The following is a 15,862-nucleotide window of genomic DNA, read 5'->3' as shown; positions in this document are numbered from 1 at the left end:
CGACGCAAGTTGTCGCATCGCAGTTAAAGAATAAGAAAGATCCTCATCAAACCAAACCAATCACTCCACCAACTGCGCAGCCAAGTTTGGCTGCGCATTCACCACCCAACTTTTTATTTTCGAAAAGAGGTCTCCGCAAAACAAATAATAAAAAAACAAATCGCCAAATACTGTTTAGGGATAAAGCACTCATGACTCCAAAATATCGCAAGACACTGCTCGCCCTGGCGATTTCCGCCAGTGCCCTACCCCTCGCCGCACACGCCCTGACGTTGACCAACAGCGGGCTGGACAGCGAAGGCAACACCTACACCGACAGCACCGAAGTCACCGGCAGCTTCACTGGCAGCGACCAGCCACTTCGTTTCTACAGCGACACTTTCAATCACGACTTGGTGCTCAACGCCCAGGTGCAGGCCACGGGCGATGACCTCAACGGCGTCGACCTGTCCTACGCCGGCGATGATGACACTCCCTCGCCCATCGGCGCGCCGACCGAGGTGTTCGGCAACCTGCAGAACAAGGGCAACATCACGGTGAACGGCGCGGGCGTCACCGGCCTGCTGATCGATCCGGCCATCATCCACGGCAACCTGGTCAATGAAGGCACCCTGCAGGTGGCCGGCGGTGTCCTCGAGGGCGATGGTATCCGTGGCCTCAAGTTCGCCGGCCAGTCGGTGTTGCAGGGCGACCTGGTCAACGCCGCCAGCGGCAAGATCCTCGCCGATGGCGAAGAGGCCACCGGCATCCAGCTCAAGGGCGGCACCATCGCTGGCAAGCTGATCAACGATGGTCTGATCCAGGTCAGCGGCGCCGGCTCGACGGGTGTTCTCGCCACCTATGATGATGACAACGGTGGTCCGGATCGGGTGGACCTCGGCGGGATCGAGAACCATGGCAGCATCGTGGCCCACGGCGACGATGCAACCGCGTTGCGTCTCGACGGCGTGAGCTTTACCAGTGCGCCGGTACAGGTGCTCAACACCGGCACCATCCAGGCTGACGATGCCGCCATCGAGGTGGGGGCCTTCGACATCGACGGTGCGAATGCCGGCAACACGTTGGTCATCCAGAACAGCGGCAACCTGATTTCCCAGGACGAAGCCATCGATGCCTCCCAGGCCAGTGGTGGCGTGCACCTGGTCTGGAACGCCGGCAGCATTACCGGCAACCTGATCGACCTATCCAATATCGAAGTGAACGGCGACGTGACCTTCAGCGGTACCGACGCCAGCACCGATGGCGCGAACATCCGCTTGAAGGACGCCGGTTGGCTGGATGTCGGCAGCGATACCGGCAACACGCCGGCACACTTGGAATTCGCTCAGCCGCACACCACGATTCAGGGCAACCTGGATGTGGCGGGCAACTCCTCGCTGGGGCTCAACCTGAGCACGGCCACGGATCCGAGCAAGGCCGTGGTCGCCGTCTCCGGCACGGCGGAATTCGCCAAGGGCTCGCAGATCCAGTTGGCAGCCCAGGGCAGCGACTTCAAGGCCCAGGGCACGACCTATACCCTGGTCCAAGCCGGCACCCTGCTGAATGACGGCGTCAGCGTAACCAGCCGCTCGGCCCTGCTGAACGTCGACACCGTCAGCAGTGGTGACAACCAGATCCTGGCCAAGGTCAGCACCAAGGGCCAGGACGAAGTCGGAGAGGTGATCGGTCAGATTGGCGGTTCAGCCAACGCCCAACGTGCAGGCGCGGCCTTCAGCCAGGTGATTACTGGACTGGCGCAGAGCAATCCCAACGATCCGGTGTTCCAGGCTTACGTGAATGCCTCGCAGGATCCGGCAGCGCTGAAGAAGCTGACGGAGCAGCTCGCTCCTGAGGTGAACGGTGGTGCGACCCAGGCGGCCACCAGTGGGCAGACGCTGATGAGCAACGTCACCGGCAATCGCACCAGTAGCCTGCGCGGTGAGTCCTCGGGCGATGTGCTGCAGAACACCGGCATCTGGGCCCAGGCGCTGTACAGCGACGCCAACCAGGATCTGCGTGATGGCGTCGCCGGCTTCAACGCCTACAGCCGTGGCATCGCCATCGGCGCCGACGGCAAGCTCACCGACCGGTTGACCCTGGGCGTGGCCTACAGCTTCCTGCACACCAGTGTGAACAGCGACAACGGCAACACCACCGACGTCGATGGCAATGCGCTGACCCTCTACAGCGGTTTCGAACAGGGCAACTACTTCGTCGATGCCAACCTGAGCTATGGCCTCAACGACAACGAGAGCAAGCGCCGTATCGCCGGCACCACAGCCAAGGGTGACTACGACAGCCAGGTCCTGGGGGCCAACGTCGTCGGTGGCTACACCTACCACCTGAACGAGCAGGTCCTGATCGAGCCGCGGCTGGCCGCTCGCTATGCGCGCGTCGACATCGACGGCTACCACGAGAAAGGGTCGTCGGCGGCGCTCAAGGTAGATAGCCAACGCTACGAAGTGGCGGAGCTGGGTGCTGGTGTTCGTGTGGCGGGCGACTTCCTGGTCGGCAATGGCAACCTGCAGCCGCAAGCCAAGCTGATGGCCTACCATGACTTCGCCGCGGACGAAGCCCAGAGCACCTCGACCTTCACACTGGGTGGCACGCCCTTCGTGAGCCAAGGTGCCAAGGCAGTCCGCAACAGCTACGAAGCCGGTGTCGGTGCGGACTACCATCTGGGTGCGGTCACGGTCGGGGTCAGCTACGACTACACCGGCAAGACCGACTTCAACGCCGATACTTTCACCGCCAAGGTTCGTTACGACTTCTGATGAGCCACTACCTTTCCGGCCCACGCACGTGGGCCGGTTTTCTTCGAGTCCTGACGGCGCTGCTGGTCGGCGCCCTCCTCGCCGGCTGCCAGTCGCCTCGCGAAGCGCTGCAGCAGTTGGCTGATGAGCATGGGCGGAAACTAGAGATCCTGCCGGGGCAACCGTTCCCGCTCGCCATACTGGTACCGCAGGGCACAGCGAAAACAGCTCGCCTGCGCGTTTACTTGGAAGGCGATGGCCATGCCTGGGCCACGGCGACACAACCCAGCCTGGATCCGAGTCCACACAACCTTCTGGTAGCACGGCTAGCAGTGGACGATCCAACGCCGAATGCCTACTTGGCGCGGCCTTGCCAGCTCGTCGCCGCACCGGCCTGTGAACCCTCGCTCTGGACCAATCGGCGGTTTTCCCAGGAAATCGTCACCAGCCTCAGTCAGGCACTAGACCAACTGAAGCAGCGTTATGGCAATCGGGAATTCGAGCTGGTGGGATATTCCGGAGGTGCAGCATTGGCACTGCTGCTGGCAGCCCAACGGGAGGATGTTGCTCAGGTCCAGACTCTGGCCGGCAACCTCAGTCCACGGCTTTGGGCACAAATGAAAGGGCTCTCGCCCCTCGACGGTTCGCTAGATCCGCTCGACTATCGTAGTCAACTCGTGTCGTTGCCTCAGCGGCATTTAGTTGGACAGCGAGACACCGCTATTCCAAGTCGCTTGCTAGACCTTTACCGGCGAGCCCTCGGCTCCCCCTCTCATATCGAATGTATCCATATACCGGGAGCAAGCCACGATACCGGCTGGGAAGTCGCATGGAAGCGTTGGGTACAGCCCCTCACTCCAGCACGACAACCTTCGCCTTGTGTTCAGCCAAGACTCAGATCAAGTGAAGCGACATGATCTGTCGCGACCTGCTGGCAGTCTGGCGTCATCCAATAGTCACGGGATGACTGCTATGCCAATCCCACCCGCACCCTTCACCCTCACCTGCGCGTGCTGCTCTTGGAAAAAGACCATTTTTCCCCAGAGCGATGTGCTGGTACTGGAACGCGATTGGTTCATCACCTGCCCCAACTGCCATAGCCCTTCGCTTGAACGTCGCGGCGCTAATCATAAGGAAATTCTCAGGACGCGCTTGGAGCAATTCCTCAGTATCAATAAGCAGTGATCCTGCCCAAGAGCAAGCGACACAACTTGTCGCCCCTTCAAGCAAATCTATCGAGGATCCACCAAAGGAGCTTCCAATGAAAAATCTGCTTGCCGCAATCGGCCTCATTGTAGTGCTGAAGAAAGGGTACGAGCTGTACTGCGAATACAACGAACTGAAACGTGAGAAAGAGGCTCGTCAGTCTCCTTCCATGTGAATGAGCATCTTCAGTCCTCCCACAGCCGGCATAAAGCTATAACGCCCCGCTGAGTGGGACCCGGTCTGATTTCACAGGCAAGAGCTGGCACAATGCCACTCAAGCCGCTAGCATCGGCACTGACTTGACGCCAGAACGTTGGCGATAAGTCGCATTTCAGCACAAGGTAGTCTTCATGTCCCAAGCGAAGGATACGCTGCTCAGGCTATTCGCATTATTGCGACTGATACCCACCGAGCCTCGGCGCATCGCAACACCAACCCTTCTCGAAAAGCTCCGCGATAAAGGCTTTTCCGTAACTCTGCGCTCCATCCAGCGCGACCTGAACCGGCTGTCTGTTCCCTTCTCCTTACAGTGTGACGATAGCGAAACCCCATTCCGCTGGAGTTTCACACGAGACGCACCACTGAAGTTGGAAGACATGGATGCTCCCACCGCGCTTGCCTTGTACCTGTCGGAAAGCCATCTGAACACCTTGTTGCCCCAGACGGTGCTGGATCAACTGAGTCCGCAGTTCCGGCGGGCCCGAAACTTCCTTGGCAGCCTGGGCAATAATGGCCTGGCGGATTGGGCTAGGCGTGTTCGGGCAATTCCCTACGGGAAAACCCTGCTACCCGCAGTGATTGCTCCGACGGTATGGGATCAGGTTTCCACCGCCCTCCTGGAGCGCAAGCAGCTGGATGTTGCATACCAAAGCCGAAGCAAAGGTGAGCTCAAGCGGCTGCGCCTACATCCAACAGGCCTCGTGTCACGACACGCCGTCAGCTATCTGCTGGCGTCTGTCGATGGATATAGCGACCTGCGCCAGTTTGCCCTGCATCGCATCCGCGAGGTTCGAGTGCTGGATGAAGCGGCAGAGTCGCACGCCACATTCGACGTCGATGACTACATCGACACCGGGATTTTCAGCCATCGACAGGCCGAAACGCAGGTCGAACTGATCGCCGACGTACATCCACAGATTGCCGCCCTGCTCAGCGAGACGCCACTGAGCACCGTGCAGAGTCTGAGCGATCTGCCCAATCAGGCCTGGAAGAGGTTGCATGCCCAGGTTGCGCTGGACCGGGACACCCTATGGTGGATCTTCGGGCTCAACGACAACATCCGGGTCCACGCGCCGCAGGTCTGGGTCGATGAAATCCAACAGAAGCTAGGCAACTTGCGCACCTTTTATTCAGGGCCTGACTACTCGCCTCACGCGTGATAACGCGGTGGTGGACCTCCATATTTTGATGAAGGAAGCTCCATGGACAACGAACGTAAAAGGGCACTGAACAACTCAGTCAGCCTCTGTCCGATCTGGCCTACGCAGGCATCGGAAAAGATTGGCCACATGCTGACCGAGATCAGCCACGCAAACGTCATCATCGACAAGATTGCCGGAACGGCACAGAACAGCGCGATCAAAGGCGGGTTCGCGGCCGAGACCTGGCACGCCGAATCGTTCAACCTGGACGCCATCCTCAAGGACAAGGACGTCCGGGCCTTCACCGATAACTTTACCAATACCCCGCTCGCCAAGAACCATACAACCCATGACATCGTCGTGATGAAAGGCGATGAGCAGTTGCTCGGCGCGCAACTGAAATATTTCAAGAATGGCGATGCCACCCAAAAGGCCTTCAGGTCCACTAAGGATGGCATTCACCAGTACCGGGACAGCGATGCCTTTATCGGTCCCGCAGATCAGATCGAGCAGATCAAAGATGCCGCGAAACGCGACATGCTGCGCAACCAGCAAACCCGTCCAGAGGTGGCCAATGCCGCAGAAAAGGTACGTGAGAAGACTACGGCTAATCTCGACGTCGAGGGCGCCCAGTCGACACCGCTGAGCAAGCGGGACGCCGAACACCTGGGCAGTGGCAGCAAGACCGGCAAGGAACTGCATGAAAACATGCAGAACGGTTACCTGAACAAGGCGACTGTCCAGCAGAGCCTGCGCGCGGCGGGCTCGGCGGCGGTGATCACCACCGTCATCGCGGGCAGCATCAACACTTTCCAGTCGATCAAACGTGTACGGGACGGCGAGATCACGGCAGAACAAGCAACCTTGCTGATTTTGCAAAACACCGCCATCGCCGCCGGCGACAGTGCGCTGAAAGCGGGTGTCGCCACGGCGACGGTCAGCATCACGGCACGTAACCTGCCGACGCTGTTCGCAGGCTCTGCCTTCAAGCGCACCTTCGCCAACAGCGGCGTGGCGGCGGCGGCAGTGTGCGCGGTGGATGTGGTCCAGAACGTGGTGCTGTTCGCGGCGGGCAAGATCACCCGCGAAGAACTAGAAACCCGGGCCGGTCACAATCTGCTGCAATCCGGCGCCGCCGTCGTCGGCAGCTCAGTGGGCGCCGCGGTGGGTGCTCTTGGTGGTCCCATCGGCGCGCTGGTCGGCGGCATCATCGGCGGCCTAATTACCACGATGGCCATGAGCATCGCCATCGACAATCACATTGAGAAAAGCTTCCGTCTGACGCTGGAAGCCACCGAACACGTGGCGAGTAACGCCATGATCATGCACGACTCGCTGGAATACCTGCAGATGTCGCAGTCTTTCTATGCCGAGTTCCACAAGGGGCTGTATCTGTCCGAGCGACATTTCGCCGGCCAGGTCAAGACCATGGCAGCCCAAAGCACACAGTTGAAGAACCTGATCGATAATCTTTAAGGCGTATTTTCAATGAGCGAAACGGTCGAAGCAGCACCCCAGGAAATCTTCCAACAGCCGCTGGATGCCTCGGAGCAGGAGGCGGTTGAGGCCCTCGTCGCCCAGCACCGGAACAACGCCGCGCAGACCCAGCAACTGGCGGTGGATGCCTCGCGGCTGATCACCTGCAGCGAAGAGCGCCTGAAGCAACAAGCCGAAAGCGGATTCTTCAAGCGGTTTGCCAGTGCGTTTACTGGCAAGAGTCGTCAGAACCAGTTGCAGAACCAGGTCGACGCGCTGCACATGCAGAAATTCGCCTGGCACTACCTCAAACAACTGCAACAGCAGAACCTGATCAACGCCCAGAGTATTGCGGTGATCCGCAACAACCTGGGCACGATGAACGAATACATCATCGAAACCCGCGAATTCCTCTTCCAGGCGGTCGACAAGATCAACCGTCGTCTGATCCGGGTCGAGAACAACACCAGTTTTCACCAATGGTCGTTGAATATCGAAGCGAACAAGCGCCGCTTCAAGTCGATGCCCAAGGCGCTACTGGTGCTCAACCTCGCGTATGACTTCATGCGCAGCCATCCCGGTGTCGCGCTGACTGCGCAAGACATCAACCACCTCATCGTCACGCTGGAAAAGCTGGACGTGGACTGCGACGAAGAAGTCGAGCTGCTGAGCTTCATCATTGACTTGATCGACCAAATCGAAGCCACCAGCATCGAACGCTATCGCGCCGTCATCGAGCTGTCGTTCGAGGAGCATGTCGCCGACTCCTACTTCATCCAGAAAAACATCTCAGGCTTGGCATTCAACTCGCTGTATTACCTCTCCGACGAGTATGACCGCATCATCGACATGATCTCGGACGGTGAAGTCTGTGATAGTGACGAAAAACGCGAACGAATTATTTCCAGATTCTTTGGCAAGGCGTTTTCCGGTCTTTACACCCAGTACAGGATGCGCGACCTGATTGAGGAGATCATCGGCGGCAGCCTGCTGACTCTGGAAATATACAAGGATCAGCACGGCCTGAACGCGCTGCCCGACGAGGCCATAGAAGACGCCCACGCCGAAACGGTGGCGCTGGTGTCGTCGCTGCCGGACATCAATGCCCACTCCTTCTTCGACACCACGGATGACCGCGAAGCCCGACACAATTATCTGTTGCTGTTCGCCCTGTGCATCGAGAACTCAGGGTTATTAAACAGGCAGGGCCGAGAGTTTCTCGAGCTGCTGGCGCACAAGGCTGAATGCCCGCAGGTGCCGGGTGAAATCGCAACGCTGGCGGACAATCCTCGCAAGGCGCAGGACTACCTTCCGATCTTGCAGGATCTGCTCAAGAGCGATGACGAAACCTACACTTGGTTGCTCGACGCGTTCTACCTGCTGACGCTATGCCAGAAAGCCATCGAAGGGCCGCATGTGCTGCGCATACTGAACGCGCTGAAGCCCACACAGTTCAAGGAGCAGTTCCCCCGCGTGCTGGCGGTGCTCACCGAGCAGGACGAGGAAAACGTACTCGCTGCAGCCGAGAAGTTGCAGCAGCAAACTCACGGCTGGAAGAACATCGTGCGCTATCGCGAGTTGCGCTTCGAAAAAGCGTTCGCCGATATGAGTACCCAATTGGGCAAGATCAGCTTTGAAGCCGTGCATCTTTCGCTCGATCTGACAAAGGCGACCATGAAAGCCTCGGATTATTCGTACTTTATGGAAGCTTGGGATGACTCGTTCCTGAGCAAGGTCAGCAGTAAAGTGGGCGGCACGGCGTATACGATTGGCCGCAGCTCCTGCCTCTCCTCGCTTAACGAGATGCGCAAGAAGATCAGTGAACTCATCTCTGGGCATTCAAGCACGCTGAATCAGGGCAATCGCGTGCTGACGCGATGGGGCCTGCCCTCAATTACGTTCAAGGACGAGTCCGGCTATGCCGATTTCGAGCTGGATAATTCCGCCACGAACGAGGATTGGTACGACCAGTTCAGTCACTTCGAACGCCAGTTGGACGACACACTCACTTCCTTCTCCGAAGCCTGCACCGATGTTGCCAACCAGCTCGACCTGTTCGCGGAAGGTCGATTCGACGAGTCAGTGGTTGAACGCAAAGAAAAACAGCGCGCCGAACGGCTCGACCAGCAACAGCAGGAAAAATTGGCCAAACAGTCGGTCGTTATCGAAAAGGACGGCCATGATCATCTGTTCAGTATTGAGTGGCGCCAGGTAGAGCACCCGCCCTGTGATCCCGAGAAGATTCAGCACATCAAGACCGATGGCACCACATGGCTGATAGTTGACAACGACGACCGGCTCTATCGGAGCCTCGACCGTGAGCACTGGCACACTGTGCGTCTCAGAGCTTCCGAAGACTCACCGCGCATCAGCAAATTGGATATTGTGAGCGGCATGTGGATCGCCATGGCGGGCTATAGCGAAGGCTTTTATTACTCCCACGATGCGCAAAACTGGAAACAGAGCCACTTCCCGGACGTGCCTGGCTACGAATTCACCCGCACCGAAGAAGTCTGCTACTTCAACGGCCTCTGGCTCTGGCGCTTCAAGGAGAGCAAGGAATACTCCTACACTGAAAAGGGCCTGATCTTCGATTCGACCAAGACCGGCAACTACGACAAGATAGCCGTCTTCTGCACTGCGAACCTCGACAATCAGTGGCAGCGCTGGGAAGACACACCGAGCCTTCCGGAAGGCGTCGTGGTGGAGAGCCTCCAGTCATTACCGAACGGAAACACGCTGCTCGCGTTCTGTAAGTACGATTGGCTCTACAAAACGTGGAAAAAGAAGAACAACGCATCCTCCTTCGTCAGCTACTTTATTGCCGGAAAAGGCTGGCGAACCTGCACTTGGGCCAGCGAAGACGATAACTACGATGCACCGCTCATCACACGTATGGGCCTAAAGCTGTTGTGCTTCTACTCGGACCACGTCATGACGTCAGAAAAAAATGGCTACGAGTGGAAGCTTCAATCCAAGGACATCCGCATCAATACCTGCGCCCATTTGCAGGATATGAGCCTATTTTCGACACGCTGGGGCCGCGAAACGCTCTACGTAAGCCAGACAGGGGAATCCTTTGCGGAGTTGGTGCTCGAAGAAGGTACCTGGAAACACATCGCCGCTAACGAGCAAGGCACCCTGAGTGTCTACTCGCCGAACAAGCATGAAACCTTCCTGCGAAGTGGCAACTACATCTGCCAGCCGAAAGCGTAAAGCGGATCTGGTGCCAGAAGTGGGCAGAGTGTAGGTCATAGCCTGCAAAGCATCGTCTTTGCAGGCTATGGTCGCCCCCTAGGATGCGGCCGATGCCAACGCCCCCGCCGCATAAGCTATTGCTATTCAAGCACTAGCAGATACCTCGCCACAGCTCATCAGACTCGACAACAGCTATGAATCGGCCAGCAGTAAATCCGTCAGGGAACAATGAGCCCCGCCCCTCCTCCTCATCAAACTGATCCACCGACCGGAGGAGTTGCTTCTCGTCCCGCAGAATTACCTCCAGTGCCTCACGAGATACCACTCTGAACCCATCGACTGATTGCCCATCGAGCTCAATGGAGGTATCGACGATCCAGGCTCGCAAATCCGACTCGGGATGCTGACCCTGGTAGCCCAACCTGAAGCGCAAATCATGATCAGCCGCCAACGCCTTTGCCACAGCGACACGCTTGCGACGCAGCTGCCAGGCAGCCTTACGCAAAGTATTAGTGCGATGCAGCCAGACCTCATGTTTGGTCGAGCGGATATACCCAGACTTGACCTCCATAAGTAGCAGCACACCATCCCGCTGGCAGATCAAATCCACCTCGCCGGCGTCGCCCTCTTCTGCAATAGGCGGCAGATACCCCACTTCAACGGCAAAGCCCCGTTGCCGAAGGCTCTCGGCTAGGGCCAGCTCCACACGCCGGGTTTCTACCTGTGCATCGGCTCTACGGGCATTCACACGGCGCAGGTTATTGATCGCTGCCGTCAGGTTGTTTTGTTGCGCGCCGACCCAGGGAAACTGAAAGCTGTAGCGGCCAACTTTGTAGAAGGGTTGTTCGTACAAGCGCGGTGTAGGCATACCCGGCTGCTGCTTCAGTTGCTGAGATAGCGCCTTGAGATCACTGGTCCAGAACTTGAGAATTGCCTTGGCTGAATCGGCGCTGCCTAGCGGATGCTCCTCGCTGACCGTCCAGCCTTTGATCCTGCGGATCTTTTCTTCTTCTTCAGACCAAGTCATGGGGAACCTGTTCTCCCCTGACAGCAGGCCATCCATAGCCAAACGGCCAAGGGCATGCGCAAGCACGCCCGACTCGCGAAGATAGTCCTGGAATGGCTGGATGAACTGGCTCTGAAAGAAAACCGAAGTCAGCTCGCTCGCCAGCAACACGTGGTGAAGCTGAACCTGAGTACCATCCTCGAGCGAGAGCCAATCACCCAGGCCATAGATCTGCTGCAATTGCAGCTCGCTGCGACACGCCTTGATATAGGCCAACTGATTCAGTTCATGGTTCTCAGGCGAACCGATGATTTGCCCAGCCATGCCGGAGCCAACGAATGCCTGCACCACGCGGTTCATCCAGTAGTGCCAAAGCAGGTCGCTCTTACGCCCGGTTCGCTGCCACCGCACAGCTCCCGCCTCCGACTGGTTATAGATAACCGACTCGCCAGGTTTCAGCTGATAATGGCACTCAGGATCGAAGCAAAACCAGTCAATCGAACCCTCGTAGTCGATCCGCTCTTGGGTGGCAGCAATCAGAACGGCTAGCCATTCGAGATTTTCACGACATCTGGCTGAATCAGCTGTGGGCGATGCGGGGAAAATAATCGGTGAAAGATGACGCTTCAGCGACTGCTCGAGCCGTGACTCGTTCAGGCGAAAATCCTCTTCCGGGCAGGCCCGGAGTTTCCTCAAGATAATGCGGTTGTATACCGTCCACTGCTGACCGGAACGGTCATCGGAAGCGTCATCGGAAAACGCCTGATAAGCCAGCACGCTGAGGTAGGAAAAAAACTCCAGCAGAGATAAGTGCTCAAGCTGTTTCTCAGCGTTGGCAATTAGCTCATCAAAGGGCTTGAGCTGATCAAGCAAACGGTCGCAAACACCGAAGAATACTTGCCACTCTTCCCCCGCGAGCTCCGCACGAAGCGCTAGCCAGAGCGGCGAAGCAGTACGCTCAAACAGCTTCGAGTAGCGAATCGCCCATCTGAGGGTGTCTGGGGCAAGGCTTGCCAACTTCAGCAGTTGCTCGACACTAATTGCAGTGTCGAAGTGCAACACTCGACTGAGCGCAAGGCTTGCCAGTTCGGATCGAGCAACCGCATCCGTATCAAGCCAAAAACCAGCTGATGCCAAGCCTATCGCGCGATCAATCGCAGAGAGCTTTTTACCTGCAGGCCGTTGGTCCAGGAAATGATGCAGGCATTCGTCAAGAGCACGCCCTGCATCGAATTCAGGCCGATTCCTTTCATAAACCGACTGATAATGCTGCCGGCATCGCTCCCCTTTCTCGGTCATCCCACAGCACTCACACCATCCTTAGGTTCCTGGCCAGAGCCTAAACCACCGACTGGCCGGGACTCCATAGGCACCGTGCGAGCATCCGGCACGCTGGCAACCCATCGGATCAACAGCGCGAGCTTGGTCGGATTGAAGCCTGACGTTTCGCAGCATTGCACGGTTTCGCGTGGCTGGCGGACCAGACCTACTAGCGTTCAAGCGCCTGCTCAGAATCTGCCGCTGCCGGTTACCCTGGCAGGCTCCGCTCTGCTGGCCTCGGTGGCCCAGCGCCGGCTCGTCGAAGCCAAAGGCAGTGGTATTTCCCAGGTGATCGCGGTCCTGGAGCTGCTGGGCATGACCACGGTGATCGAGGTGTTTCTACCCCGACGCCTGGGCAACGCACCTGTCCTGGGGCGGCCTGTTCCCGTTGCTGATCGGCCGCGGCGCCTGGTCGCCAGAACGCCAGCTATAGACTCGTTAAGCAACTGGTCCAATACGAAAAAGAAAACCGGCCGAGGCCGGGTCCTTAAAGGGAAAATCCATCATTGTGGATGCTCAGCAGGAGATGGGGTTCAGACTGGTCAGCCGCAATGATGGCAGCCCGATAATGTCAAACTGACACAGCCAGCACAACCTGATCCAACCTCGCCTTGCTCACCCAATCAACCGGCGCGATCGCCCCAAGCGAAGACACCTGGCCCCTACAGGCCTCACCCGCAACGACTGGCCATCCTCGATCAGGTAGTGGCAGGCATTGATGACGTTCTGCTTACCTGTATCGTCGCGATGCTTGAACATCCCTACCCCGCACCGCTCCTCGTAGCGCGCCTTCTCATGGTTGCAGCTGTGGAAATACCCCCAGCCATCCGTGATCCTCTCCCACAGCTTGCCAATAGCTTTAGCCTTGACGATGTCCATGAGCACCTTCCGGCCATCGAAGAAGAAGGCAGCATGGATGTGGTAGCCCATGTCCTCGCCTTGCTCCACAGCGCAGATGTAGCCTGTCTCGTGTTGGAAGACCGGATCGTATTCCCGAGCCCGGATCAGCCTGTCCAGGTCCTCGAAGACGTCCTCCACCTTCAGGCGAGCACGCGCTGCTTCCCGGTAGTACAGATTCACTCTCACGACTACGGTACGTGAACGGCTAGCCATCACCCGCTCTACGTATTCAGTGACGGCTTGCCGATTGCGTTTCTCCCGGCATACACGGTCATGCTTCCCACGCTTGAACCACCTAGTCTGTACGTGCTCCCGGATCCTCTCCACGAGCCAGTTGTAGGTCTCAGCCTCTGACAGGAGCCTTCCCTCGCTCTCGTCCATGCACGTCATCCCGAACATCCCGAACTCGATGCCGATGTCGTAGCACGCTTCCTTGAACGCGATCAGGTGTTCACTCAGGAAGTACGTCTCGTCATGCACCAAGTGATACATCTGCCGAATGTGATCGAAGTACCGAGAGAGCCTGGTTCTCTTGATGACTTCATCTCCCTGTGCGTCGTAGCTGATCCGGAATGCAGGGCCATCGTGACGGATCACTGCGTTCACGAGTCGTTCGATTTGAATAGCGATGTCGGATTGGGAGAGGTGTTTCGCTGCTTGATTGGTCATGGTGTGTACCTGGTTGGTTTAGGGCATACCAAGTACGGAGTGGGTATTTTTAAACTGGAGAGGTGGGTAGCTAGGTTCCTGTGGTAGCTAGCCATGAGTGGAGAGAGCTGAGTGGATTAGAGGTAGGTTGTTGGGGGATAGTTAGCAGTGGAATAGGTGAATGGATTGGATAGGTTGATAGAGATAGTTAGTAGCTATATCAATAAACCACACTGCCCTGCTCGCCAAATAACAAGCGCCATCGAGCATCCAGACGAAGAACTCCAGGCCTAACCGGGATAATTCACAGAGCAGGTAACTGGGAGTTATCTGAGAAATAGCATTAGCCTAAGCAGACGGCAGAGCTACCCGATGGCCAGGAAGCCCCTGGCCATCGGGTAGCTCTATCGCCATTAATGCTTACCTACAGCCTGGAGTTTCTCATCACGCTCAGCAATCCGTTCAAGGATCCACTCATGTACTTCGCTCTCCAACCAACGAACGCAACGCTCCCCCACAGATAAGGGAAGTGGGAACGTGCCGAGAGCGATGTACTTATAGATGGTCGAGCGAGCAAGGCTGGTGAGGTCCATGACCTCTTTCAAACTGATGATCCTCATGGACATGGACGGTGCTCCTAGTATTGGTCCAGAGGATGGGCAACGTTCATAAAATTTAACCGGTAGTACTCTCCATCTCAAAAGAGACCAAGCCATGCTTGGAAAGCTGCTCTCGAGAAAGGTCAGACTCTTTCGTCCAGATCTCGGCGTGCCCCTTGGTGCTGCTTAAAGAAACTATACATTCAGGGCCATCTCCCCAGGGCTCTTGAGCAAAGACCAAGGTCATCGAATCATCCGTGTCTCTATTTTTGGCAGGGAACGCAAGCACCCTCCGCCCTACCAAGCTCGCAAAAGCTCTATCCCCCGCTATTCGATTCTTAACCCGCGAAGCCAAATGGAAAGCCCACCAGCACATGTCAGCAACCATGACCTCAAGCGAGGAATCATCTTTACCCGACGCGTGGAGGCTTTCAGTCATGATTTTCTCTAGGCCATCAATTTGGGGGAGACGGACAGAGTCGCCCAAGACGCTCCAGTGATTCGAAAGAAGCAGGCTTACGCCTTGATAGATCCTCCAGACAAGCATTTCATAAGTGCGGCCTAGGCCCTGAAACGCCCCTTGCACCCGCGCAAATCGCTCCGCAAAACCATGGCGGCTCTCCTCAGAGCGCATTGCCTCACCATAAAAAGCTACAACTGGGCTGCTGCAGTCCGCCGAAGCAAGCCCTGGATGGTTCAGGTTCAGGATATAGCTGCTGGTCACTTTCGTATCGGCATAGAGCGAGTCCGAGAGCCCCGCTATCTTTCGGCGAATGAAGCCAAGCTGTAGGAGTTCCTTCAGCCACCTGTCGACCTTCTCCTCCCCCTCCCCCAATAACTGTCGGAGTTGAGCGAGCCCGAGGCCATCTACCAGTCCCAGTTCATTGGCATGGGCGAATAGCGTGGCGAGTAATAGGCGGAGTTGCGGTCTCAGAAGCTCATTCGATGATGCCGGCGTCCGGTTGGCCTCATAATCACGATAGATCACACCACTGAAAAGGTGACGCAGAACGGGCCCATGATGGGATGTCGAAGTGCTGAGGTCGCCGAGTTTGCAGGCCAGCCCCTGGCTCACCTTCAGCCCGAGTGTGGGTCTTCCTGCCGTAGCAGCCTTGCGGCAGTCAAAGCATTGATGTTCAATCAATGCCTCGCGGGCCCTGGATGCCACTCCAGGGGTCACCTCCAAGGATCGAGCCAATTCCTTCACGGACATTTCCTTCCATTGGGTAGCATCAAAACGATAGATGAACGCGATGAGGAAATACTTCGCCTCAGCCCCAACGCCAGCTATCGGTGCAGTCAGCAGCACCTCCCCCATGCCATACCCCCCTTTTTCGAGCTTTTACCCCCTATACCGCACTTGAACCCCAAAAATCCATAGCGTAACGTTACCGTAACGCAACAAAATTGGATGGA

At 57.3% G+C, this 15,862-nt stretch carries 9 protein-coding genes; 5 read left to right on the top strand and 4 right to left on the bottom strand.

Features of this window, described 5'->3' with window-relative positions; all coding sequences use genetic code 11:
- Positions 1-191 precede the first annotated feature (191 nt).
- The 5 genes from BM060_RS12925 (at position 192) to BM060_RS12900 (ending at position 9,991) form a co-directional block, all read left to right on the top strand.
- A complete protein-coding gene (locus BM060_RS12925) occupies positions 192-2,753 on the top strand; it encodes an autotransporter family protein (protein ID WP_043317310.1) in 2,562 nt (853 codons plus the stop codon).
- Positions 2,753-3,649, top strand: a complete 897-nt coding sequence (locus BM060_RS12920; RefSeq protein WP_074980471.1) for an alpha/beta hydrolase — start codon at positions 2,753-2,755, stop codon at positions 3,647-3,649. The genes BM060_RS12925 and BM060_RS12920 overlap by 1 nt, the downstream gene beginning before the upstream one ends.
- 639 nt (positions 3,650-4,288) lie before the next feature.
- Entirely contained in the window at positions 4,289-5,317 is a 1,029-nt protein-coding gene (locus BM060_RS12910; RefSeq protein WP_043317308.1) for a helix-turn-helix transcriptional regulator, read from the top strand.
- A gap of 42 nt (positions 5,318-5,359) precedes the next feature.
- Complete coding sequence (locus BM060_RS12905; RefSeq protein WP_023082725.1) at positions 5,360-6,775, top strand: hypothetical protein; 1,416 nt, start codon at positions 5,360-5,362, stop codon at positions 6,773-6,775.
- A 12-nt stretch (positions 6,776-6,787) separates the two neighbouring features.
- Positions 6,788-9,991, top strand: a complete 3,204-nt coding sequence (locus tag BM060_RS12900) for a hypothetical protein (protein ID WP_043317305.1) — start codon at positions 6,788-6,790, stop codon at positions 9,989-9,991.
- Positions 9,992-10,124: 133 nt separating this feature from the next.
- Here the strand turns inward: BM060_RS12900 and BM060_RS12895 are convergent, their stop codons facing one another.
- The 4 genes from BM060_RS12895 to BM060_RS12880 form a co-directional block, all read right to left on the bottom strand.
- Positions 10,125-12,278: an NERD domain-containing protein gene (locus BM060_RS12895; protein WP_245322952.1), complete on the bottom strand. Its 2,154-nt coding sequence runs from the start codon at positions 12,276-12,278 to the stop codon at positions 10,125-10,127.
- 636 nt (positions 12,279-12,914) lie between these two features.
- Positions 12,915-13,868: a YagK/YfjJ domain-containing protein gene (locus BM060_RS12890; protein ID WP_043317302.1), complete on the bottom strand. Its 954-nt coding sequence runs from the start codon at positions 13,866-13,868 to the stop codon at positions 12,915-12,917.
- A gap of 392 nt (positions 13,869-14,260) precedes the next feature.
- Positions 14,261-14,467, bottom strand: coding sequence for a helix-turn-helix transcriptional regulator (locus BM060_RS12885; protein ID WP_024128445.1), 207 nt, complete (start codon positions 14,465-14,467; stop codon positions 14,261-14,263).
- Positions 14,468-14,522: 55 nt separating this feature from the next.
- A complete protein-coding gene (locus BM060_RS12880) occupies positions 14,523-15,764 on the bottom strand; it encodes a hypothetical protein (RefSeq protein ID WP_169720934.1) in 1,242 nt (413 codons plus the stop codon).
- Positions 15,765-15,862 lie beyond the last annotated feature (98 nt).

Origin of the sequence: Pseudomonas citronellolis, from assembly GCF_900112375.1 — a bacterium.
In the GTDB taxonomy this organism is placed as follows: Bacteria; Pseudomonadota; Gammaproteobacteria; order Pseudomonadales; family Pseudomonadaceae; genus Pseudomonas; species Pseudomonas citronellolis.
Note: the sequence above shows the minus strand (reverse complement) of the source record. Positions and strands in the feature narration are given on the sequence as shown.

What these genes read in the sequence shown, in the direction of transcription:
- BM060_RS12895 (WP_245322952.1), bottom strand. Translation starts at nt 12,278, where the DNA reads ATGACCGAGAAAGGGGAGCGATGCCGGCAGCATTATCAGTCGGTTTAT.
- BM060_RS12905 (WP_023082725.1), top strand. Translation starts at nt 5,360, where the DNA reads ATGGACAACGAACGTAAAAGGGCACTGAACAACTCAGTCAGCCTCTGT.
- BM060_RS12900 (WP_043317305.1), top strand. Translation starts at nt 6,788, where the DNA reads ATGAGCGAAACGGTCGAAGCAGCACCCCAGGAAATCTTCCAACAGCCG.
- BM060_RS12910 (WP_043317308.1), top strand. Translation starts at nt 4,289, where the DNA reads ATGTCCCAAGCGAAGGATACGCTGCTCAGGCTATTCGCATTATTGCGA.
- BM060_RS12925 (WP_043317310.1), top strand. Translation starts at nt 192, where the DNA reads ATGACTCCAAAATATCGCAAGACACTGCTCGCCCTGGCGATTTCCGCC.
- BM060_RS12890 (WP_043317302.1), bottom strand. Translation starts at nt 13,868, where the DNA reads ATGACCAATCAAGCAGCGAAACACCTCTCCCAATCCGACATCGCTATT.
- BM060_RS12920 (WP_074980471.1), top strand. Translation starts at nt 2,753, where the DNA reads ATGAGCCACTACCTTTCCGGCCCACGCACGTGGGCCGGTTTTCTTCGA.
- BM060_RS12885 (WP_024128445.1), bottom strand. Translation starts at nt 14,467, where the DNA reads ATGAGGATCATCAGTTTGAAAGAGGTCATGGACCTCACCAGCCTTGCT.
- BM060_RS12880 (WP_169720934.1), bottom strand. Translation starts at nt 15,764, where the DNA reads ATGGGGGAGGTGCTGCTGACTGCACCGATAGCTGGCGTTGGGGCTGAG.